The organism is Mycobacterium montefiorense (assembly GCF_025823255.1).
Lineage (GTDB): Bacteria > Actinomycetota > Actinomycetes > Mycobacteriales > Mycobacteriaceae > Mycobacterium > Mycobacterium montefiorense.
Map to the genome: position 1 here is coordinate 189289 of NZ_JACKVL010000009.1, position 21753 is coordinate 211041.

Sequence of the window (21753 nt, forward strand, 5' to 3'; positions counted from 1 at the left end):
TTAGTGTCGCGTCATCGTGGCCTGGTGGCCTTGTCCCCCGAACGACGGACACGCGATTCCACCCACCGCATCCGATCGGGGGATGTTATTAACTGTTGACCAGGCCTAGATTCATTTGTTATGTCCGTCACACTCGTGCCCGCCGCCCCGGCACCAACGAGCGTGTTCGGGCGCCTGCTTTCCCAGGGCACCTTCTACACCGCCGGCATGCAGCTCAGCAATGGCGCCGTGGTGCTCCCGTTGATTTGCGCACACCAGGGCCTCACCTGGCTGGCCGCTTTACTCTTTCCGGCCTTCAGCCTCGGCGATATCGTCGGAAATTCGCTGTCGCCGGCGGTGCTGCAGCGAGTGGGCCCGCGGCGCCACCAGCTGCTGGCCGCCATAGCCGCGAGCGTGGCCGCACTGACCTTGTGCGACGCACTGATTCCTTGGAACGGCACCCTCGTCGCGGCGGTGTTCCTGCTGACCTGCGCGGCGGTTGGCGTTCTGCTCGGGATTTCCGGCGTGGCCTACCCCGACCTGATCTCCAGCAAGCTATCCGCCACACGGCGCGGCGAGCTGGTCCTGTTCCAGGGGGCCATTGGATCGGTGCTGGCCACCGTTGTCACGCTGTTCGTGCTGCCCGCGCTGGCCCACGGCAACGAGATGACCTATCGCCGCGATCTGCTGTGGCTGGGTGCGGCCGGACTGGCCGCCTCCGCCGTCGCGGCATTGTCTGTGGGCCCGGTGCAGTCCAACTCGAACACCACCCGGATGTCGACGCGGGATACCTACCGGCAGGGCTTCGCGATTGCCCGCTCCCAGCCGTGGTTTCGCCGGTATGTCATCGCGTGCCTGCTGTTCGCTCCGGTCACTTTGGGTACCACCTTCTATGCCTTGCGCACCGCCCACCAGAGCGGCAGCTTGCACGTGTTGGTGATTCTGTCGAGCATCGGACTGGTTATCGGGTCGCCGCTGTGGCGCAAGGTCTACCGGCTGTTCGGAGTGCGCGGGATGATGCTGGGCAGTGCGCTGCTCAGCATCACAGCCGCCACGCTGACCATCGCGGCCGAGTCGTCGGGCCAATGGGTTCACATCTGGGCGTACGGCACGGTTTTCCTACTGGCGACGGTGGCCGGCCAGGCCGTCTTCGCCGCGGCCATTTCGTGGATCAGCGTGGTCGCTGACGAGTCGCACCGCGGGACATTGATCGCGTTCAGCTCGACGCTGGTAGCCATCGAATCCACGGCGTTGGCAGGTGTGCTCGGCAGCCTCGCACAGAACCACTCCACGATCTTGCCGGACGTGGTGGTGCTGGTACTGGCCATCGGCGCCGGCCTTGCCTCGCTGGGCGCACCGCCGGCGAAGACACGGCGGGCAGTCGACCGTCCCGTCCGGTCCTTCTCGGTAATGTCACCGGCGGTCAGCCTGCAGGCGGCCTAGCGCCGTGCCGAGTCCGGCGATTTATCGGCGGGCGTCAGCAGCAGGGCGCGCACCAACCGGCGGGGTCCGGAGGATCTGAGCATCCGGCTGGCCGGGCGTGGGCGTACTTGTTGCGGCCACCAGAACCAGCGTCCGAGCAACGCGGCGATCGATGGCGTCATGAACGCGCGCACGATCAGCGTGTCGAACAGCAAGCCCAGGCCGATCGTGGTGCCGATCTGGCCAATTACCCGTAGATCGCTGAAGACGAACAGCGACATGGTGACAGCGAAGACCATGCCGGCAGCGGTCACCACCCCGCCGGTGCCGGCCATCGCACGGATGATTCCGGTATTCAGGCCGGCGCCGATTTCCTCTTTGAGCCGCGAGATCAGCAGCAGATTGTAGTCCGAGCCGACGGCCAACAGCAGGATCACCGACATCGCCAACACCAGCCAGTACAGATCGATGCCGAGAATGTCCTGCCAGAGGAGCACGGACAGGCCAAAGGAGGAGCCCAGTGAGAGCAGCACTGTCCCCACGATGACGGCGGCAGCGATCAGACTTCGGGTGACGATCATCATGATGATCAAGATGAGACTGATCGCGGCCACCCCGGCGATCAGCAGATCGTAGAAGGCGCCCTCTTGGATGTCCCGGTACGTCGAAGCGGTGCCGCCCATCGAGATCGCGGCGCCCTGCAACGGGGTTCCCTTGATCGCCTCTTTGGCTGCCAGCTGGATCGGCTCGACCCGGGCGATGCCCTCGGGCGTCGACGGATCGCCGTCCAGGGAAATGATGAAGCGCGCGGCCTTGCCGTCCGGTGACAAGAACATCTTGAGGCCCCGCTTGAATGCCGGGTTTTCGAAAGCCGACTGGGGCAGATAGAACGAATCGTCAACCTGCGCGGCGTCAAAGACCCCGGCCCATCGCCCCGGGGTCTTTGCTGTTCATCTCCTGCTCCTCGTTCAAAGACGCAAGGGTGCTGTGCAAGACGGCCAGCATGTCCCGCATTATCGTAATCGTGGAGATCATTGGCAGGAGCTGCGCCCGCATCTGCGGTAATAGGACGGTCAGCACGCCCATGTCTTTGGCGAGATCCTTTAATTTCTCGCTCAGCTGGTCGACATTGTCGAACACATCGAATACCGACCTTATCGCCCAGCAGATGGGGATATCGAAGCAATGTTTTTCCCAGTAGAAATAGCTGCCAATCGGTCGAAAGAAATCGTCGAAATCGGCGAAGTGATCTCGCAAATCTCCGGTGATATTCGAGATGTCGTGTGTCAGGTGATCCATGTCGATGGTGTTGTCAACAAGCTGGCCCATCAGGTCGTACATGCGGTGCATCGCTTCGATCGATGCATCCATCGCGTGTTCTTGGATCACCATGTCGTCCACCCGGGACTTCGTGAATTCCATGTTTTCGGCATTCATCACGCCCTGCATGCTCATGATGAACGGAATCGACGTATGGTCGATGGACCTTCCCAGGGGTCGGGTTATCGATTTCACCTGAGCGATTCCGGGGCTGTGAAAGATTGCCTTTGCGACCTTGTCCAACACCAGTGTGTCCACCGGGTTGCGCATGTCGTGATCGGATTCGAGCAACAGCACCTCGGGGGTTAGGCTGGACCGCGAAAAGTGCCTGCCCGCGGCCGCGTCCCCCATATTGGATGGCATGCTGGCGGACATGAATTTGCGCAGATCGTAGGTTGTCTTGTAGTTGGGCAAGGCCAGCAGGCCAATGGACGCCACCGCGCACGTCGCGGCGAGTACCGGGCTGGGCCAGCGAACGATCGCGGTCCCCACTCGGCGCCAGCGCAGGGTGGCCATTCGCCGCTTGGGCTCGAACAGGTTGAACGAGCTGGCGACGGTCAGCACCGCCGGCCCGAGCGTGAGCGCGGCGAGGACCGCGACCAACATGCCGATGGCACAGGGAGCGCCGAGCGTCTTGAAGTACGGAAGACGGGCAAGGCTCAGGCAATACATGGCGCCGGCGATGGTCAGGCCCGAGCCCAGAATCACATGGGCGGTCCCGTGAAACATTGTGTAGAAGGCAATTTCGCGATCTTCGCCGGCATAGCGCGCCTCGTGATAGCGCCCGAGCATGAATATCACGTAGTCCGTGCTGGCGGCGATGGCCAGCAGGGTAAGCAAGTTCGTCGCGAAGGTCGAAAGACCGAAAACGTTGTGATAGGCGAGAAAGGCGACGACGCCGCGCATCGCCCCCAAGTCGATCCCGACGATGGCCAGGACGAGAACCGTGGTGACGACGGATCGGTAAATGAAGAGCAACATCGCCGCGACCACCAAGCCGGTGATCAGGGTGACCTTGACGACACTGCGGTCGCCGGCCTCGGTTTGGTCGGCGATCAGCGCGTACGGGCCGGTGACATATGCCTTGACTCCGGGCGGCGCCGGCGTGGTGTTCACGACGTGCTCGACGGCGTGAACCGAGTTGTATGCCTGCGTTTCGTTGTTGCCGACGAGGTACACCACGACGAAGGCGGCCTTGTCGTCCAGGCTTTGTGATCCCCCCGCGGTCACCGGATCACTCCAGAAGTCCTGGATGTGTGCGATGTGCTGGGTGTCCGCCGAAAGCTTGCGCATCAGCCCGTTGTAGAACTGGTGCGCATCGTTATCGAGCGGCTTGTCGGCTTCCAGCACAATCGTCAGCGAGCTGTTGGAAGCAAATTCGTGGAATACCTGACCCACGTGCTTAATCGCCTGAACCGCGGCCGCGTCTTTCGGGCTCAGCGATACCGAGTGGGTTTTGCCGACCACTTCTAGCTGCGGAATAGCGAGATTCACGACGGCGGTCAGGCCCACCCATAACAGGACGATCAGCACCGCAAAGCGGACGATCATCCGCGGCAGAAATGGCGGACTGGAAGCCGGTACGTCGGCCTTTTCGCTCATTCCGCGTTCACCCGATGTCTTGTCGCGTCAGGGGGGTTAGACGCTACCGCCGATGTACCGCGGCATCCGGCAGTTCAGCTAATCGTTATATCGTCCGGCGATTCATCGACCGCGCGACCATGATCAACGTGAAGACGACGATGGCGCCGATGATGCCCACACCCACCCGCACCGGCAACGCGTCGGCCGACGACAAATACCCCGCCGCCTGGGAGCCGGCGCCGATCCGCTCGGCGGCGCTGTCCTGTTTGGGTGCCAACGAGGGGTCGGGCCCGACCAGCGTGCCGACCTGGGTGCCCTGCGCGGTGGCGAAGCCGTAGTCCAGCAGGTGCGCCGCCTGTTCCCAGGGTGCGATGGGTTGCCGGGTGCCGTGCATCAATACCGCCATCAGCCGGCGGCCGTCGTGGTTTGCCGCGCCCACAAAAGTCTGGCCGGCGTCGTCGGTGTATCCGGTCTTACCCCCCAGGGCGCCCGGGTACTTGTAGAGCAGCTGGTTGTCGCTCTCCAGCTCGTAGCCCGGGTGGTCTGCGTGGCCGGGGAAGTCGAACGTGCGGGTCGCGACGATGTCGGCGAAAGTCGGGTTCTGCCAGGCGTATCGGTAGAAGAGGCCGATGTCATAGGCCGAGGTGCTCATGCCGGGCCCGTCCAGCCCGGACGGCGTCGCCGCCCGGGTGTCTTGGCCGCCGAGCTTGGCGGCCAGCACGTTGATCTTCTCCAGCGCCTGCTGCATCCCACCCAGCTGCATGGCCAGCGCGTGCGCCGCATCGTTACCGGAGTGCATCAGCAACCCATGCAGCAGCTGATTGACGGTGTAGACGCCGCCGTCGTCCACGCCCACCTTGGTACCCTCGGCGGCCGCATCGTCGGCCGTACCGACCACCGACTTGTTGAGCGGCAACGCGTTCAGGGATGCCATCGCGACGAGCACCTTGATGATGCTGGCCGGGCGATGCCGGCCATGCGGATCCTTGGCCGCGATCACTGCACCGCTATCCAGATCCGCGACGATCCAGGCATCCGCGGAGACGTCAGTCGGCAGCGCCGGTGTATCGGGCGCGGCGACGATGCCACAGCTGGACAGTGCCTCGCCGCCCACCGGCTTGGCGGGCACCGCCAGCGGGATCGGCGGGTCACCTGCTTGGGGTACCTCCGACGAGTCCACCGCGGGCGGGGTGTTCACCTTGAACGGGCAATTGGGCACCCCGGCATTGGGCCCGGGGCTCGGCTCCGCGAGCGCGGCCGGTATACCCAGCGCGGCCGGAGCGGCAATCACAAAAACGGCCGCTGCCAGGCATGATGCAGAACGTAAGAAGCTCATCGTGTGTGCAGACTAGGCGATTGGCCCCGCAATTCGCGGGAGCCGCGCTGTGACTGCTGAGGCGGATGTGACGTTCATCCGCGGCGCGGCGGCCGTACCGACGCACTACGCTGTCAGGAGCCAACAGCCGTCAACGTCGAAAAGGGTGTGCTATTCCAAACGAGCGATTGTGGTCGAAGTGGCGGCGCCGCGACGGCACAAATGGGTCTGGCACCTCGCCGCGATCGCTAGAACAGCTGCTCAAGCAGGTGGAGAAATCGACCCAGGTGCGGCGCACCGGACTCGAACAGGTGTTGGCCGAGCTGGAGATGCATCGCGACACCACACCCGATCCCGATGCGCGGTCCGCGCTCGCCTGGTTGTGCAACTCGCTATCGCGTTTCGTGAGCAACCCGAGCGCGGCGCATGCCCGCCAGCTGATGATGGCCACCGGCACCGCTAAATCCGCGTGTACGCCTCGCTGAGCACCCCGCGCAGGATCGACTCGATCGTGTCGAACTCGGCCTGACCGCTGATTAGCGGCGGGGCCAGTTGGACGACGGAATCGCCGCGGTCGTCGGTGCGGCAGTACAACCCGGCTTCGAACAGCGCCGAGGACACGTGGCCGAGTAGCGATCGGCGTTCGGTGTCGGTGAACGTTTGCTTGGTCGCCTTGTCCTTGACCAGCTCTACACCGTAGAAGAACCCTTCGCCGCGGATGTCGCCGACGATCGGCAGGTCGTACAGCTTCTCCAGGGTGGCGCGGAAGACGGGCGCATTGGTCTTGACGTGATCGTTGAGGCCCTCACGCTCGAAGATGTCGAGATTGGCCAGCCCGACGGCTGCCGAAACCGGATGGCCGCCAAAGGTATACCCGTGCGGGAACATCGTCGCGCCGTCGTTGAACGGCTCGAACAACTTCTCGCTGGCGATCATCGCGCCGATCGGTGAGTAGCCCGACGTCATGCCCTTGGCGCAGGTGATCATGTCGGGTAGGTAGCCGATGTCGTCGCAGGCGAACATCGAACCGATCCGGCCGAACGCGCAGATCACCTCGTCGGAGACCAGCAGCACGTCGTAGGAGTCGCAGATCTCCCGCACTCGCTCGAAATAGCCTGGGGGAGAGGGGATGCTGCCGCCGGCGTTCTGTACCGGCTCCAGGAATACCGCGGCCACGGTATCGGGCCCCTCGAACTCGATCGCCTCGGCGATCCGGTCGGCGGCCCACTGCCCGAAGGCTTTTGCGTCATTCTGAAACGGTTCGGGTGCCCGGTAGAAGTTCGTATTCGGCACCCGGAAGCCGCCCGGTGTGACCGGCTCGAACGGCGCCTTGAAACGGGGCAGCCCGGTGATCGCGAGCGCGCCCTGCGTGGTGCCGTGATAGGCGATCGCACGCGAAATCACTTTGTATTTACCGGGTTTGCCGGTCAGCTTGAAGTATTGCTTGGCCACTTTCCACGCGGTCTCGACGGCCTCGGTGCCGCCGGTGGTGAAAAAGACCCGGTTCAGGTCGCCTGGGGCGTACTGCGCGAGGCGTTCGGCGAGCTCGATGGCGGTCGGGGTGGCATATCCCCACAGCGGGAAGAACGCCAGTGTGCTCGCCTGGCGTGCCGCGACTTCGGCAAGCTCGGTGCGACCGTGGCCGACCTGCACGGTGAACAGCCCGGACAGCCCGTCCAGGTAGCTCTTGCCGCGGTCGTCGAAGATCATCACACCCTCGCCGCGAGTGATGATCGGCGGCCTGATACCCGTGCCGTGCCGGGCGAAGTGCAGCCAAAGATTGTCAGTCATCCTGTCCGTGAGCGTAACGCCACGGAGGGGGATCACTTGAGCAATATTCCGGCATCCACAGACAGCGTCGTGCCGGTGATGTAGCGACCGGACTTGGCGCACAGGTAGATCATCGCCTCGGTGACGTCGCGCGCATCGATCACCGAGACGGGCAGCAGATTCGTCATGGCCGCCCCGAACGAGGGATGCTTCTCGATCAAGTCATCCATCACGTCGTTTTGAATCATCGGCGTGGCTACCCCGGTCGGATGCACGGAGTTCACTCGAATCTCCTTCTCCGCCAACGTAGTCGCGTAGTAGCGCATCAACCCGATGACCCCGTGCTTGGCCGCGGTGTAGCCGGCCAGACCCGGGTTGCGCATCTCGAAATCGCGGACCGGGGACTTGAAACCCGCCGCCGAACTGGTGATGACAATCGCCCCGCCGTCGCCGTGCTCGAGGAGATGAGGCAGGGCCGCTTCGACCGTGGCGTAGACGCCGTGGAGCATGACGTCGATCGCGTCGACATACGCCTTCACCGGCGGCTCGGCGAGGCCGATGCCCGGCGCCACGCCGGCGTTCGCCAGCACGAAGTCGACGCGGCCGAGCTCGCCCACCGCGTTGGCCAGGACCGACTCCAGACGAGTGAAGTCACGGACATCGGCGTGCCGGGCGACGATACGACGCCCGGTCTTCTCCACCAGGTTCACGGTTTCGTCCAGATCCTCTGGACAGGCCATCGGGTAGGCGACGGAGTCGATCTGCTGACAGATGTCCACGGCAATGATGTCCGCGCCCTCTTCGGCGAACCGCACGGCGTGCGCGCGGCCCTGCCCGCGTGCGGCGCCGGTGATGAACGCCACTTTGCCCTGCAACCGCCCAGCCATGTGTCCCCTCAACGTTCGACTGTTTGCTGTCTCCCCCTACTGTCGGGTCAGACAGCACGTAGTTGCGAGCCATCGTGCGCACAGAACTTGCCAAGATGCGCATAGGCTCGGGATATGACCGCGACGCAGGTCACCGATTTCGAAGCATTGCGGCCGCATCTGATGGCAGTCGCTTACCGGGTAACGGGCACCGTGGCCGACGCGGAGGACATCGTCCAGGAAGCCTGGCTGCGCTGGGACAAACAAGATAACGCGATCACCGACTTGCGGGCCTGGCTGACCACCGTGGTGAGCCGGCTCGGGCTGGATCGGCTGCGCTCGGCCGCGCACCGTCGCGAGACCTACACCGGCAACTGGCTGCCCGAGCCGGTGGTGACCGGCTTTGACGGTGCCGATCCGCTGTCGGCGGTGGTGGCCCGCGAGGATGCCCGGTTCGCGGCGATGGTGGTGCTGGAGCGGCTGTCGCCCGATCAGCGGATCGCGTTCGTGCTGCACGACGGGTTCTCGATGCCGTTCTCCGAGGTGGCCCAGGTGTTGGGAACCAACGAGCCCGCCGCCCGGCAGCTGGCATCGCGAGCCCGCAAGGCGGTCGCGGGTCAGGCGCCGCCGAAGCCTGATCCGTCGCACAACGAGGTGGTCGGCAAGTTGATGGCCGCGATGGCCGCCGGCGACCTGGAATCCGTGGTGGCGCTGCTGCATCCGGATGTGACGATGACCGGCGATTCGAATGGCAAGGCGCCCACGGCAGTCAACGTCATCCACGGTGCGGACAAGGTGGCCCGGTTCTTCTTCGGCCTGGCCAACCGCTACGGCCCGGCGATGTTCACCTCGTATCAGCTGGGGCTGGTCAACGGCGAGTTGGGCGGCTACACGGTGGGCGTCCCCGCCAGCGACGGTTATCGCGAGATGATGCCGCGGATCATGGCCATGACGGTGCGCGACGGAAAATTCTGCGCCCTATGGGATGTGGCCAACCCCGAGAAGTTCACCGGGTCCCCGCTTTCCTCGCGACGAAACGCATGACGTGGCCGAGTAGCCGCGAGCTCACGCTGACCGTCAGGCCCTGTCGCGCGCATTCGGCCTGAAACTCCGCGGGCACGATCAGCCGGTGCGGCGAGCCGTCCAACCGGTGAAACGCGCTGGCCAACGGGGTTCGGACCAGGTCGTAGCCCACGAAGGTTCCGCCCGGGCGCAACACGCGTGCCACCTCGGCGAGCGCGCGCTCCCAGTCGATGATGTGGTGCAGCATCAGGCAGCTGACGACGGAGTCGAAGGAGTTGTCGGGGAATTCCATCGCGGTGGCGTCGCCGGTTCGCGCCGATGCGTGGGGGAATTCGAGCAGCCGGGCGGCCGCGGCCTGCGTCATGTGCGGGTCGAGATCCATTGCCACCCAGGCGAGCTGTGGATTTGCCGAAAGAACTTGGCGGGCAACCGATCCGCTGCCCGAGCCGATTTCCAGAATATCGCGGCCCAGTCGTTGACCGCGCAGTTCGCGGGCGATCTTCGTACTGCTGGAACGCCACAGGGCGCCACAGCAGAAGGCACGTTCGGAGCGTGACATCACAGGCATGCCAACAAGCCTGGCCCAACTCCGGTAGGGCGCGCTTGTATGGATCCGTCAGATCGAGTCTCGAACCGCCCGCGCGAAATCCCGTGGCGTCAGCCCGGTCATCTCCCAGCACACCCGGTTGGCGTGCGAGCCGTCGGCGAACCCGGCCAGGTGCGCGGCATCGGTGATCGAGCGTCCGTCGATGAGATGGCTTACCGCGGTGACCAACCGCTGCCAGCGGATCGTGGCCTGAAGCGAGACGCCGGTCTGCTGCTTGCAGAGTCGCCCCAGGTAATCGGGCGACAACGCGACGGCATCGGCGACCGAGGCGACGTCGATGTGGTCCGGTACCCGTCTCGATACGACCTCGATCGCCTGGCGCAGCTGCGGGTGCCCCGATTCCCGCCCCTCTTGCGGCCCGCAGAGCCGCTCGACGAGGAACTCGGCCGCGGCCTGGGGACCGGCGTCAGCCAGCGCCGCGGCCGTCGCTTCCGCCAGCTGCTGCCCGTCATCGACGATCCAGACACCGTTGCGAGCCAGCGTGTTCAGTGCCACGCCCTGCGGGGTCTGCAGCCCGAAGTACATCGTCAACGCCGCGGCCGTCGCATCCGAGCGCACCGCATGGCGTGCGCCGCTGCCGACGACCACCAGGCGACACATCTGATATGCATTGCCGTCGCGGGTGATTTCCAACGGGCCCTGCGCGCCGAGCGTGATCTGAACCGCGGCGTGATGGTGGATGGCGAGGTCGGAGAACGCGCCGGAGACCATCAGCCGACCCGGCTCCAGCTCCCAGACACGCATAAGCCACTTTAGCGCCGCTAGGCGGTCGCCCACGGAATGCGGCAGCTGTCACCGGAATTGAAGCCCTGCTCGGTGATGCCCAGCGCGGAGTTCATCCGGGCCCGCATGTTCTCCACGCCGATCTGGTAGGTCAGCTCGATCACGCCGGCGTCGCCGAATCGGGTCCGCAGATCGGCGACCTGTTCGTCGGTGACGGTGTGCGGATCGGCGGTCATCGCGTCGGCGTAAGCGATGGCGGCGCGTTCGTCGTCGGTGAAAGCCGCTGAGGTGGCATAGTTGTCGATCTCCTTGAGCCGCTGAATGTCCAGGCCGTCCAGGCGCTGCAGCATCGACCCGAAGTCGACGCACCACGAGCAGCCGATCGCGCGTGCGGTCCAGAACACCGCAAGCTCGCGCACGCTGACCGGCAGCGTGCGCGACGCCCGGTCGATCATCGTCTCGTGCACGGCGCCGGCGACCATCAGCCGGCGATGATGCGCGGCCACCGCGAACGGTTCGGGAACCTGGCCGTAGCGGCGCTTGGCGACCCGGTACATGGCGCGGGTAATCAGGCCGGCGCGCTTGGGTGGTAGGGGCTCGATGCGGGTTTTCTGTGTCATACCGTGCAAGACGAGACAGCTCAGCCAAATGTGACCAAGGTTCTTCCAAGAATCCTCTGAGGCTCCCCGGCAAGCCTGTGCTGATGACTTACTGCTACTTCGACGAGCCGCCCCGACTGGAAGACATCGAGCCCGCCACCCACACCGAGGTGCTGGTCGCCGAACCGCGGCTGGACCAGGCGCGGGTCCGCGCCGCGGTCGACGCGGTTTTCGCCGCTCACCCCGACCTTGGCACCGTGTTCGAGTCCAAATTGAAGATCTGGATGACTCGCCCAGGCGGCGGATGGGCGTGGGGAGTCGAACCCCCCGGCGGTACGGTCACCGACGTCGTGGCGCGCCATCTGGCCAGCTTCGATATGCACACCGGCCGGTTGTTCGCGGTCTCGCTGCTGCCCGGAGAACCCGACCGCCTGGTGCTCACCGCCAGCCAGCTCTGCATCGACGAAGCCTCGTGGCGGGCCGTGATCGACGACCTGGTCGCCGAGTGCGGCACCGCTGGTCTCAGCGTGAGAACAGCAGCGCGCGCTTGACCTCTTGAATCGCCTTGGTGACCTGAATGCCACGCGGGCAGGACTCGGTGCAGTTGAACGTCGTGCGGCAGCGCCAAACACCGTCGACCTCGTTGAGGATGTCAAGGCGCTCACCGGCGGCCTCATCGCGACTGTCGAAGATGAACCGGTGCGCGTTGACGATCGCGGCCGGGCCGAAGTAGGTGCCCTCGCTCCAGAACACCGGGCAGCTGGTGGTGCAGCACGCGCACAGGATGCACTTGGTGGTGTCGTCGTAACGGGCTCTGTCGGTGGGGCTTTGGATCCGCTCGCGGGTCGGCGGGTTGCCGGAGGTGATCAGGTACGGCTTTACCGCGCGGTAGGCGTCGAAGAACGGCTCCATGTCGACCACCAGGTCCTTCTCCACCGGCAGCCCGCGGATCGGTTCGACCGTGATGGTCAGCGACTTGCCCGACTTTTTCGGCAGCAAGTCGCGCATCAGCACCTTGCAGGCCAACCGGTTGACGCCGTTGATCCGCATCGCGTCCGAGCCGCACACGCCGTGCGCGCAGGAGCGCCGGAAGGTGAGCGTGCCGTCCAGGTAGCCCTTGATGTAGATCAGCAGGTTGAGCAACCGGTCGCTGGGCAGACACGGCACCCGAAAGCTTTGCCAGCCACCGGTTTCCGCGAACGCATCGGCGTCGTCCGGGTTGAACCGGGCGATCTTTAGAGTCACCATCACCGCGCCGTCCGGCACCGCCGGCAGCGGCGGTTCCCCGGGCAAGGCCTCGGGTGCCTCTGCTTCTTCGACAGACATCAGTACTTCCGCTCCTTGGGTTCGTAGCGCGTCTGCACGACGGGTTTGAAGTCGAGCACGATGTCGCTCAACAGCTCGCTGCCCTGCTTGTAAGCCATCGTGTGGCGCATGTAGTTGACGTCGTCACGGTTCGGGTAATCCTCGCGGGCGTGGCCGCCGCGCGACTCCTTGCGGTTCAGTGCGCCGACCACGGTAACCTCGGCCAGCTCCAGTAAAAAGCCCAGCTCGATGGCCTCCAGTAGGTCGCTGTTGAAGCGTTTCCCTTTGTCGTGCACGGTGATTCGGGAGTAACGCTCCTTGAGCGCGTGGATGTCGGTGAGCGCCTGCTTCAGCGTCTCCTCGGTGCGGAACACCGCGGCGTTGTTGTCCATCGTCTGCTGCAGGGCGCCACGAATGTCGGCGACGCGTTCGTTGCCGTGTTCGGACAGAATGTCGGCCACCCAGCCGAGGACCATCGCCTCCGGATTCGCCGGCATCTCGACGAAGTCGTGGCCCTGGGCGTAACTGGCCGCGGCGATCCCGGCGCGGCGGCCGAACACGTTGATGTCCAGTAACGAGTTGGTGCCCAGCCGGTTGGCGCCGTGCACCGACACGCACGCGCACTCACCGGCCGCGTACAAGCCCGGGACGGTAGAGGTGTTGTCTTGCAACACTTGTCCGGTGACGGTGGTGGGGATGCCGCCCATCACGTAGTGGCATGTCGGGTAGACCGGCACTAGTTCTTTGACCGGGTCCACACCCAGGTAGGTGCGGGCGAACTCGGTGATGTCGGGCAGTTTGGCCTCCAGCACGTCGGCACCCAAGTGGCGGACGTCGATGTACACGTAGTCCTTGTGCGGCCCGGCGCCGCGGCCCTCGAGGACCTCCAGCACCATCGAGCGGGCCACGATGTCGCGGGGGGCCAGGTCGACGATCGTCGGGGCGTAGCGCTCCATGAAGCGCTCGCCCTCGCCGTTGAGCAACCGGCCGCCCTCACCGCGCACCGCCTCGGAGATCAAGATACCCAGACCGGCCAAGCCCGTCGGGTGGAACTGGTGAAACTCCATGTCCTCCAACGGAAGTCCCTTGCGGAAGACGATGCCGATGCCGTCGCCGGTCAACGTGTGCGCGTTGGAGGTGGTCTTGTACATGCGGCCCGAGCCGCCGGTCGCGAGCACCACGGCCTTGGCGTGGAAGACGTGGATGCTTCCGGTGGCCAGCTCGTAGGCAACCACGCCGGTCGCCACCGGGCCGCTCGGCGTCTGGGTCAGCACCAGGTCGAGTGCGTAGAACTCGTTGAAGAACTGCACGTCGTGCTTGACGCAGTTTTGGTAGAGCGTCTGCAGGATCATGTGGCCGGTGCGGTCCGCGGCGTAGCAGGCGCGGCGCACCGGGGCCTTGCCGTGGTCGCGGGTGTGACCGCCGAAGCGGCGCTGGTCGATACGGCCCTCGGGGGTGCGGTTGAACGGCATCCCCATTTTCTCCAGGTCGAGCACCGCGTCGATGGCTTCCTTGCACATGATCTCCACGGCGTCCTGGTCCGCGAGGTAGTCGCCGCCCTTAACGGTGTCGAAGGTGTGCCATTCCCAGTTGTCGTCTTCGACGTTGGCCAGCGCGGCGCACATGCCGCCCTGGGCGGCGCCGGTGTGGCTACGGGTGGGGTAGAGCTTGGTCAGCACCGCGGTGCGTACGCGGGGTCCGGCCTCGACGGCGGCCCGCATTCCGGCACCGCCCGCGCCGACGATCACCACGTCGTATCGGTGTTGCTGGATCAACGGGGCTCCTTAATCAAGAAATGTTCGCGTCGAACGTCATCAACACGTAGGTACCCAGCACCAACGTGAACCCCATCGACAACAGCAGCAGGCTGTTCAGCCAGAACCGGGTGCTGTCTTTGCGGCTGTAGTCGTCGATGATGGTGCGCAGGCCGTTACCGCCGTGCAATTGCGCCAGCCATAACAGGGCCAGATCCCAGAATTGCCAGAACGGCGACGCCCAGCGCTGCGCCACATAGTTGAAGTCGATTCGGTACACGCCGTTTTCCCACATCAGCATGATGAACAGGTGCCCTATCGCCAAGCACACCAGCGCGACGCCGGAAAACCGCATGAACAGCCAGGCGAATTTCTCGAAGTTGGGGATGCCGGCGCGACGACGTGGTGAGCGCGGATTGTCCAGGCTGGGTGGCCGATCGTGGCTGCGCTGGGCGACCGGCGCCACCTCGCCGCGGCCGAGCTGAAGGTCGGGGCTGCTCATCGGAAGTGCTCCATCATATGAACGCCGATGGCCACCACCGCCGCCACCATGACCAACAGGTAGATCACCGCGATGACCCACAACATCGTCTTCTGATGGCGCGGCCCTTCCGACCAGAAGTCGATCAAGATGATGCGGATGCCGTTGAGTGCATGGAAAAGCACTGCGGCGACCAAGCCGAGCTCCATCAGGCCCACGATCGGGGTCTTGTAGGTCGCGATCACTTCGTTGTAGGCCTGCGGGCTCACCCTGACCAGGGCGGTGTCCAGGACGTGCACGAACAGGAAGAAGAAGATCGTCGCGCCGGTGATGCGATGCAGCACCCACGACCACATGCCAGGATCCCCGCGATACAGGGTCCGGGGTGGCCGCCGCTTGTGTGATGACTCCGTCGCCTGCGTGCTCAAACCAGTTCCTATATCTTCCGCGAAACCTTTTTGCCGGGCAGTCGAGCTTAGCCCCGTAACGATGCGTCTGGAACCAAGCAACACCATTCGCGAAAGGTGTTTTCGTGCCAGAGTTAAGGTTGGCCTTCTCGAGTAAGCCCATCGGTGATTGGGGTTGCGGTATGCCTGAAATTGATTGGAATTTGCTGCGGGACAAAGCAATACAGGCCGCAGCAGGGGCTTACGCCCCGTATTCGCAATTCCCGGTGGGTGCTGCCTCGCTGGTCGACGACGGCCGCGTGGTGACTGGCTGCAATGTGGAAAATGTCTCATATGGCCTGGGTCTCTGTGCCGAATGCGGTGTGGTGTCTGCCCTGCATACGACGGGTGGCGGCCGGTTGATTGCCCTGGTGTGCGTTGACTCACAAGGTGCGCTGCTGATGCCGTGCGGGCGGTGTCGCCAAGTGCTGCTGGAGCACGGTGGACGCGAGCTGCTGATCGCGCATTCGGCCGGCCCTCGCCGCCTCGAAGAGCTGTTGCCCGATCCGTTCGATGCCGACGATCTGGCCCGGGAACGTCGTTGACCGACTTCGCATTCGACGCTCCGACGGTCATCAGGACCAAGCGCGACGGCGGCCGGCTGTCCGATGCCGCGATCGACTGGATCGTCGACGCCTACACCGGTGGCCGCGTGGCCGACGAGCAGATGGCGGCGCTATTGATGGCGATCTTCTGGCGCGGCATGGACAGCGGCGAGATCGCCAGCTGGACGGCGGCGATGCTGGCGTCGGGCGACCGGCTGGATTTCAGCGATCTGCGCCGGCGTTCGACACCGTTGACCACCGTGGACAAGCATTCGACCGGCGGGGTCGGGGACAAGACCACGCTGGTGTTGGTGCCGGTCGTGGCGGCCTGCGGCGCTGCGATACCCAAGGTCTCCGGCCGCGGGCTCGGCCATACCGGCGGCACCCTGGACAAGCTGGAATCGATCGCTGGGTTCACTGCGGGAATCACCATTGCGCAAGTGCACCAACAACTTTGCGCCGTCGGTGCCGCGATATTCGCCGCCGGTGAGCTGGCGCCGGCCGACAAGTTGCTGTACGCGCTGCGCGACATCACCGCCACGGTCGATTCGTTGCCGCTGATTGCCAGCTCGATCATGAGCAAGAAGCTGGCCGAGGGAGTCGGCGCGCTGGTGCTCGACGTCAAGACCGGTGCCGGTGCGCTAATGGCGACCGAGGCGCAGTGTCGCGAATTGGCCCACACGATGGTCGAGTTGGGCGCGGCGCACGGCGTGCCCACGCATGCGCTGTTGACGGGCATGGACTGCCCGCTGGGGGCGACCGTCGGCAATGCGCTCGAGGTTGCCGAGGCACTCGACGTGCTGGCCGGCGGCGGGCCGCCCGACGTCGTGGAGCTGACGATCGCGCTGGCCGCCGAGATGCTCGAGCTGGCCGGGATCGACGGCCAGGACCCCGGCCAGACGCTGCGCGACGGCACCGCGATGGACCGCTTCCGGCAGCTGGTCGCGGCCCAGGGCGGCGACTTGTCGGTTCCGTTGCCAATCGGTTCACATTCGGAGACCGTGATCGCCGCGCGGAGCGGCACAATGGGAAACATCGACGCGATGGCAGTGGGGCTAACAGCTTGGCGACTCGGTGCGGGCAGATCCCGTCCGGGTGGGCAGGTGCAATTCGGATCCGGCGTTCGGATTCATCGGCGCCCGGGCTCACCGGTTGCCGCCGGTGAGCCGTTGTTCACCCTCTACACGGATACTCCCGAACGCTTCGTGGCCGCGATGGCCGAACTGGACGGCGCGTTCAGCGTCGGCGACGCGGTACCGCCGTCGCGGCCGCTGATCATCGATCGGATCGTCGGGTGAGCGCCCCGCTGGATCTGCGGCAGATCCAGCAGGCGCCCAAGGCCCTGCTGCACGATCACCTCGATGGGGGTTTGCGCCCGTCGACCGTGCTCGACATTGCCGGTCAGATCGGTTACGACGAGCTGCCCGCCACCGACGCCGAAGAGCTGGCGACGTGGTTTCGCACCCGGTCGCACAGCGGCTCGCTGGAGCGCTACCTGGAGCCGTTCTCGCACACCGTGGCGGTGATGCAGACGCCCGAGGCGCTGTACCGCGTCGGCTACGAGTGCGTGGAGGATCTGGCCGCCGACTCCGTGGTTTACGCCGAGGTGCGGTTCGCCCCGGAGCTGCACATCAACCGCGGCTTGTCCTTCGACGAGATCGTCGACGCCGTCCTGCAGGGTTTCGCCGCCGGCGAGAAGGCCACCGCCGCGGCCGGACGGCCAATCGTGGTCCGTCTGTTGGTCACCGCGATGCGTCACGCCGCGCTGTCGCGCGAGATCGCCGAGTTGGCTATTCGGTTCCGGGACAAAGGTGTTGTCGGCTTCGACATCGCTGGCGCCGAGGCGGGCAACCCGCCCACGCGGCACCTGGACGCATTTGAATACATGCGAGATCACAATGCGCGCTTCACTATTCACGCCGGTGAAGCATTCGGCCTGCCCTCGATCCACGACGCGATCGCGTTCTGCGGCGCCGACCGGCTTGGTCATGGGGTGCGCATCGTCGACGATATCGAGATCGTCGAGGGTGGTGGCGTCCAGCTGGGCAGGCTGGCATCGATCCTGCGCGACAAGCGGATTCCGCTGGAGCTGTGCCCGAGCTCGAATGTGCAGACCGGCGCGGTCAACAGTATCGCGGATCACCCGTTCGACCTGTTGGCCCGTGCACGATTCCGGGTCACCGTCAACACAGACAACCGGCTGATGAGCGACACCACGATGAGCCTCGAAATGCACCGACTGGTACAGGCTTTCGGCTACGGGTGGAGCGACCTCGAACGGTTCACCATCAATGCGATGAAATCGGCATTCATTCCGTTCGACGAGCGGCTGGCGATCATCGACCAGGTGATCAAGCCGCGGTATGCGGTGCTGATCGGTTAGAACGGAGCGGGATCGTCGTCGTCGGATGATCCGACATGGGTGTATTCCCAACGCTTTTTGCGCGCTTGGCGGGACTTTCGGTTGTGCTGGCGCTCGGCGGCGATGCGAGCAGCGCGGTTCTGCGCGCGGGTGTGGGTCCGGGTCGGCATCATCGCGTCGCGGTCGCCGCACTGCATGTCCGGCATCGCAACGACCGGCGGCGGGTCGGCGCTGACGCACAAGGCGGGGAAGAGCAAAGCGCTGCCGGGTGTGGTGACGCGGGTGTGCCCGTCGGGCAGTGCCCAGACAATGGTGCCGTCGGGCAGCTGCTGGTCACGCCAGCCCCAGAAAGTCTTGAGCAGGTGATGTTTTCGGCACAGGCATTTAAGGTTCGACGGATGGGTAGCGCCGCCGTCGCCATGGGGCACGGTGTGGTCGATATCGCACTCGGTCGCGGGCCGATCGCAGCCCGGTGCCCGGCAGGTCAGGTCGCGGGCCCGCACGTAGTCCGTCAGCGCCCGAGACGGCAGGTATCCGGATTCCGCGGCCGCCGGCGGGGTAATCGATTGCAGCTTGGCCGATCTGGACAACTCGCGGACGATTTCGGCGGGGACGATGCCGTCGCCGTAGAGAAATCCCGGAGCCGCACCGGACCCGTCCCCGGTGGCGCTGTCAGCGACCACGTGAATCACGACGGAGTTGTGCTGTCGCGGCGCGGAACCGCTCGGGCAATCGGCGCCGTCGCATCCGCACGTCAACCGGTCCCGGCCGGCCGCCAGTGCGCCCAGTGCGTCGGCGCGCAGCTGCCCGACGGTGCGGGGATCGGCATCGCACACGGTCTTGGCGAGTTCGTCGAGCCGGCGATCGAGCGTTTGCCCCGTCGTCGCGAAGACCGTGCCGCTGAGCAGCGCCATGCCTGGGTCCATCGGGGTGACCTCCAGATAGCGGTCCGCCGCATACTCGCGCGACCTGCGCACCGCGTCGGGATCGGTCTTGGCGACCAAGCGATCGATCTCCGTCGCGAGCTTCCAGTTGGTCATCGACGGCCAGCGTGGCGCTTTGATCGCCAGCCGGGCATCCACAGCGGCCAGCGCCTCGGCATCGACGATTAGGTCGGTGCGAAACACGATGGTGCGAAACAGCCGGAAGTCGATGTCGCCGGCCCGAAAGACGGCGGCCACATCCGGCAGCCGTTCGTGCATGGCTCGGGCGTAACGCAGGTTGCTGTGGCCCATCGCCACGCTGATGTCGAGTGCGGCGGCGATTTCGGCAGCCACCGCATCGCTGGTGTCGGCCGCCCACTGCGCGTGCTTGCCGTGCTGGGCCAACCGCAACCGGAACAGGTCGCCGATCGCGAGCAGGCGAGCCGCCGCGGCCTGGGCTTCCACCCGCGCCGCGTCGGTGATACGATCGAGCAAGACCAATGACTCGAACATGTGTTCGAGTATATGAAACTGGTCCGACAGCTCTCAGCCGTCGATGTGCGGGTCGAAGCCCCCAGGGCCCATTACGTTGCAGGTCCGTTCGGGCACGAAGAAAGAACTGGCACCGTTGGCCACCAGGTTGTGGGTCACCACGCAACGTTCCCAGCTGCCGTCGGGCTGGATGGGTCCGTCGCACTTGCTGATCACGGGTCCGCCGTACTGGCAGCCGGCGCCGGCCGGCGGCGCGGCGGCGATCAACCCGATGCCCATCAGTACGGCGGCCAGGCCTGAAACGATGCAGCGCTTCATGGTGCAAAGCTACCGCTGGGCGGACCTGCTCCGATAGGTCAGAGCAACGACGCATCGAGGCCGATGGCGCGCACGGTGCTGGCCAGGTGGGTCTGCACGGCCTGCAGTGCCCGCGGCAGATCGCCATCGCGCAGCGCTTCGGCAATGGCGAGGTGTTCGTGCTGGATGGTCGCCACCCGATCCGGTTCGCGCATCGCCGATTCGCCGATCATCCGCATCTGCCGGTCGCGCAGCGACGAGTAGAAGCCGCACAAAATCCCGTTCCCCGCCTCTTCCAGGGTGATGGCGTGGAAGGTCCGATCGGAGTCGAGGAATCTCCGCCAGTCGCTCGCCGCCGCCGCGTCGCGCTGCCTTTGCAGCTCACTCGATAGCCGCTCGAACACGGCGGCGCACGCGGCCGCTCCGCGTCCGACCACCTTCCTGGCGGCGTACTGCTCCATCACCAGCCGGGCCTCGATGACCGCGCGGACCTCGTCGGGCGAGACCGGGATGACGAGAGCCCCGCGCTGCGGATACAGCCGCAGCAGGCCCTCGGCTTCCATACGCAAGAAGGCCTCGCGCACCGGGGTTCGCGACATGCCCAGCGCGGTGGCAATATCGCCCTCGCTGATCAGTTCGCCGCCCGGAAAGGCGCCGGTGAGCACTTGGGTCTTGACGTACTCCAGGGCACGGTCTTTGGCCGTGCCGGAACGTGGGCCGGTCGGCTTCGCTGCCACGGCACCCCTTCTTGTAGCTAAGTCGTATCTCACAAGCGTTTATGACGGTACACCGGCGCCCGCGATTGACACTGGGATACAAGATAGATACGATTCAAACACAAGATGTACTTAAGTATGAAGGAGATGTGCAATGTCCACTGCGAAACCAGCCCAGACAGTGGCCGTGAACCTGGACCCGACGATTCCCGCGCCGATGACCAACGTTGCCGAGTACGGATTCGAGGGCCGTTTCGCCGACTGGGCCGACGAGGCCTGCTACTTCGAGTACTCCAAGGCCGCCAATCCGATCGGCTCCGGACATGCGCCGCAGGTTCCGATTACCCAGTTCGGACCCGACCTCTACCTGGACCAGCCCACCGGTGTGGTGCCCCTGGATCTCTCCGCCGACCTGGGCATCGCAGGTGCGGCGACCAGTCCCGCGCTGCTGGCCAACTTCCTGCGCATCCGCGCCGGCGAGCAGATCGGCACCAGCCCGAACGCCACCTCGCAGCTGTACTACGTGCTGTTCGGGCACGGCTTCGCCGCAGTCAACGGCCAGCTGGTCAAGTGGGAGAAGGGTGACTTCCTGACCCTGCCCGCCGGTGCCCGCTCGGTGTTCTACGCCGACTCCGAGGCGGCCATGTATTGGGTGCACGACGAGCCGTTGCTGCGCTACCTGGGCGCCGAGGCGCGCGAGCCGAGATTCGCCGCGACCAAGTTCTGCCGCACGGACGCGGTGGCCAAGCTGGACGAGATCGCTTCCCGCCCCGGCGCGAACGACAAGAGCCGGGTGAGCGTGCTGCTGGCCAACGAGAACCAGGAGCAGACGCTGACCATCACCCACGTCCTGTGGGCAATGTTCGGCGTGCTGCCGCCCAACCAGGAGCAGCGCCCGCACCGGCATCAGTCGGTCGCCTTGGATCTGATCCTCGACGCACCGCCGGCCGGCTGCTACTCGTTGCTGGGCACCCGCATCGACGAGCGCGGCGACATCGTCGACCCGATCAGGGTGGACTGGCAGGCCGGTGGTGCGTTCACGACTCCGCCCGGCATGTGGCACGCCCACTTCAACGAGACCGACCAGCCTGCCCACCTGATCCCGGTTCAGGATGCGGGACTGCAGACCCACTTGCGCAGTCTCGACATCAAATTCACTCAGCGTCGCGACCTTGTCGCTGGCTAAGGCGGGCGCTGTGCGGCGTGAATAGTTGACGAATACCC

At 65.3% G+C, this 21753-nt stretch carries 20 protein-coding genes and 2 pseudogenes; 8 read left to right on the forward strand and 14 right to left on the reverse strand.

The window, feature by feature from the left end; translation table 11 throughout:
• The first annotated feature begins 120 nt into the window (after positions 1 to 120).
• Entirely contained in the window at positions 121 to 1422 is a 1302-nt protein-coding gene (locus tag H7K34_RS08490; protein WP_264061419.1) for an MFS transporter, read from the forward strand.
• On the opposite strand, the pseudogene H7K34_RS08495 reads toward H7K34_RS08490, so the two are convergent.
• Together H7K34_RS08495 and H7K34_RS08500 are read right to left on the reverse strand one after the other, a co-directional pair.
• Positions 1419 to 4323, reverse strand: a pseudogene (locus H7K34_RS08495) (MMPL/RND family transporter). The gene H7K34_RS08490 and the pseudogene H7K34_RS08495 overlap by 4 nt on opposite strands.
• 85 nt (positions 4324 to 4408) lie before the next feature.
• On the reverse strand, positions 4409 to 5641 hold the full coding sequence (locus H7K34_RS08500) for a D-alanyl-D-alanine carboxypeptidase family protein (protein ID WP_264061420.1): 1233 nt from the start codon (positions 5639 to 5641) through the stop codon (positions 4409 to 4411).
• Between the two features lie 248 nt (positions 5642 to 5889).
• On the opposite strand from H7K34_RS08500, the gene H7K34_RS08505 reads away from it, so the two are divergent.
• Positions 5890 to 6105 (forward strand): hypothetical protein, encoded by a 216-nt coding sequence (locus tag H7K34_RS08505; protein WP_264061422.1) that lies wholly within the window; start codon positions 5890 to 5892, stop codon positions 6103 to 6105.
• On the opposite strand, the gene H7K34_RS08510 is transcribed toward H7K34_RS08505, so the two are convergent.
• Both H7K34_RS08510 and H7K34_RS08515 read right to left on the reverse strand, forming a co-directional pair.
• Complete coding sequence (locus H7K34_RS08510; protein ID WP_264061424.1) at positions 6080 to 7411, reverse strand: aspartate aminotransferase family protein; 1332 nt, start codon at positions 7409 to 7411, stop codon at positions 6080 to 6082. The two genes, H7K34_RS08505 and H7K34_RS08510, sit on opposite strands and share 26 nt — an antisense overlap.
• Before the next feature lie 32 nt (positions 7412 to 7443).
• The gene (locus H7K34_RS08515; RefSeq protein WP_264061425.1) at positions 7444 to 8277 is read right to left on the reverse strand and encodes a mycofactocin-coupled SDR family oxidoreductase; all 834 of its coding nucleotides are present in this window, start codon (positions 8275 to 8277) and stop codon (positions 7444 to 7446) included.
• A gap of 114 nt (positions 8278 to 8391) precedes the next feature.
• Here H7K34_RS08515 and H7K34_RS08520 point away from each other — a divergent pair, with 114 nt between their 5' ends.
• Entirely contained in the window at positions 8392 to 9300 is a 909-nt protein-coding gene (locus tag H7K34_RS08520; protein ID WP_264061426.1) for a sigma-70 family RNA polymerase sigma factor, read from the forward strand.
• Here the strand turns inward: H7K34_RS08520 and H7K34_RS08525 are convergent.
• The 3 genes and pseudogenes from H7K34_RS08525 to H7K34_RS08535 all read right to left on the reverse strand — a co-directional run.
• Positions 9263 to 9838 carry a class I SAM-dependent methyltransferase gene (locus H7K34_RS08525; RefSeq protein WP_264061427.1) on the reverse strand — a complete coding sequence of 192 codons (576 nt, stop codon included), beginning with the start codon at positions 9836 to 9838 and terminating at the stop codon, positions 9263 to 9265. The two genes, H7K34_RS08520 and H7K34_RS08525, sit on opposite strands and share 38 nt — an antisense overlap.
• 57 nt (positions 9839 to 9895) lie before the next feature.
• On the reverse strand, positions 9896 to 10630 hold the full coding sequence (locus H7K34_RS08530; RefSeq protein ID WP_264061428.1) for a helix-turn-helix transcriptional regulator: 735 nt from the start codon (positions 10628 to 10630) through the stop codon (positions 9896 to 9898).
• Positions 10631 to 10647: 17 nt separating this feature from the next.
• Positions 10648 to 11263 (reverse strand): annotated as a pseudogene (locus H7K34_RS08535) (carboxymuconolactone decarboxylase family protein); the annotation flags it as partial.
• Between the two features lie 49 nt (positions 11264 to 11312).
• Between H7K34_RS08535 and H7K34_RS08540 the strand changes: the two are divergent.
• Complete coding sequence (locus H7K34_RS08540) at positions 11313 to 11759, forward strand: condensation domain-containing protein (RefSeq protein WP_264061429.1); 447 nt, start codon at positions 11313 to 11315, stop codon at positions 11757 to 11759.
• On the opposite strand, the gene H7K34_RS08545 is transcribed toward H7K34_RS08540, so the two are convergent.
• From H7K34_RS08545 to sdhC, 4 genes are read right to left on the reverse strand one after another with little or no spacing between them, the layout of a single operon-like run.
• Positions 11731 to 12534, reverse strand: coding sequence for a succinate dehydrogenase iron-sulfur subunit (locus tag H7K34_RS08545; RefSeq protein ID WP_108921289.1), 804 nt, complete (start codon positions 12532 to 12534; stop codon positions 11731 to 11733). The two genes, H7K34_RS08540 and H7K34_RS08545, sit on opposite strands and share 29 nt — an antisense overlap.
• A complete protein-coding gene (sdhA, locus tag H7K34_RS08550) occupies positions 12534 to 14288 on the reverse strand; it encodes a succinate dehydrogenase flavoprotein subunit (RefSeq protein WP_264061431.1) in 1755 nt (584 codons plus the stop codon). Before sdhA ends, H7K34_RS08545 begins: the two co-directional genes overlap by 1 nt.
• 13 nt (positions 14289 to 14301) lie before the next feature.
• Positions 14302 to 14769 (reverse strand): succinate dehydrogenase hydrophobic membrane anchor subunit, encoded by a 468-nt coding sequence (locus tag H7K34_RS08555; protein ID WP_108921287.1) that lies wholly within the window; start codon positions 14767 to 14769, stop codon positions 14302 to 14304.
• On the reverse strand, positions 14766 to 15104 hold the full coding sequence (gene sdhC, locus H7K34_RS08560; protein ID WP_235616671.1) for a succinate dehydrogenase, cytochrome b556 subunit: 339 nt from the start codon (positions 15102 to 15104) through the stop codon (positions 14766 to 14768). The genes H7K34_RS08555 and sdhC overlap by 4 nt, the downstream gene beginning before the upstream one ends.
• A 233-nt stretch (positions 15105 to 15337) precedes the next feature.
• Here sdhC and H7K34_RS08565 point away from each other — a divergent pair, with 233 nt between their 5' ends.
• Genes H7K34_RS08565 through H7K34_RS08575 form a run of 3 tightly spaced genes read left to right on the forward strand, consistent with a single transcriptional unit; the run spans position 15338 to position 18122 of the window.
• On the forward strand, positions 15338 to 15739 hold the full coding sequence (locus tag H7K34_RS08565) for a cytidine deaminase (protein ID WP_264061432.1): 402 nt from the start codon (positions 15338 to 15340) through the stop codon (positions 15737 to 15739).
• Positions 15736 to 17037 (forward strand): thymidine phosphorylase, encoded by a 1302-nt coding sequence (locus H7K34_RS08570; RefSeq protein ID WP_264061433.1) that lies wholly within the window; start codon positions 15736 to 15738, stop codon positions 17035 to 17037. The genes H7K34_RS08565 and H7K34_RS08570 overlap by 4 nt, the downstream gene beginning before the upstream one ends.
• A complete protein-coding gene (locus H7K34_RS08575; RefSeq protein ID WP_264061434.1) occupies positions 17034 to 18122 on the forward strand; it encodes an adenosine deaminase in 1089 nt (362 codons plus the stop codon). Before H7K34_RS08570 ends, H7K34_RS08575 begins: the two co-directional genes overlap by 4 nt.
• Here the strand turns inward: H7K34_RS08575 and H7K34_RS08580 are convergent.
• From H7K34_RS08580 to H7K34_RS08590, 3 genes are read right to left on the reverse strand one after another with little or no spacing between them, the layout of a single operon-like run.
• A complete protein-coding gene (locus H7K34_RS08580; protein ID WP_264061435.1) occupies positions 18119 to 19537 on the reverse strand; it encodes an HNH endonuclease signature motif containing protein in 1419 nt (472 codons plus the stop codon). The genes H7K34_RS08575 and H7K34_RS08580 overlap by 4 nt on opposite strands.
• Before the next feature lie 33 nt (positions 19538 to 19570).
• Positions 19571 to 19834, reverse strand: coding sequence for a CDGP domain-containing protein (locus H7K34_RS08585; protein WP_108921340.1), 264 nt, complete (start codon positions 19832 to 19834; stop codon positions 19571 to 19573).
• 38 nt (positions 19835 to 19872) lie between these two features.
• Positions 19873 to 20550 (reverse strand): GntR family transcriptional regulator, encoded by a 678-nt coding sequence (locus H7K34_RS08590; RefSeq protein WP_264061436.1) that lies wholly within the window; start codon positions 20548 to 20550, stop codon positions 19873 to 19875.
• Positions 20551 to 20683: 133 nt separating this feature from the next.
• Between H7K34_RS08590 and H7K34_RS08595 the strand changes: the two genes are divergently transcribed.
• A complete protein-coding gene (locus H7K34_RS08595) occupies positions 20684 to 21715 on the forward strand; it encodes a cupin domain-containing protein (RefSeq protein WP_264061437.1) in 1032 nt (343 codons plus the stop codon).
• The last annotated feature ends 38 nt before the right edge of the window (positions 21716 to 21753 follow it).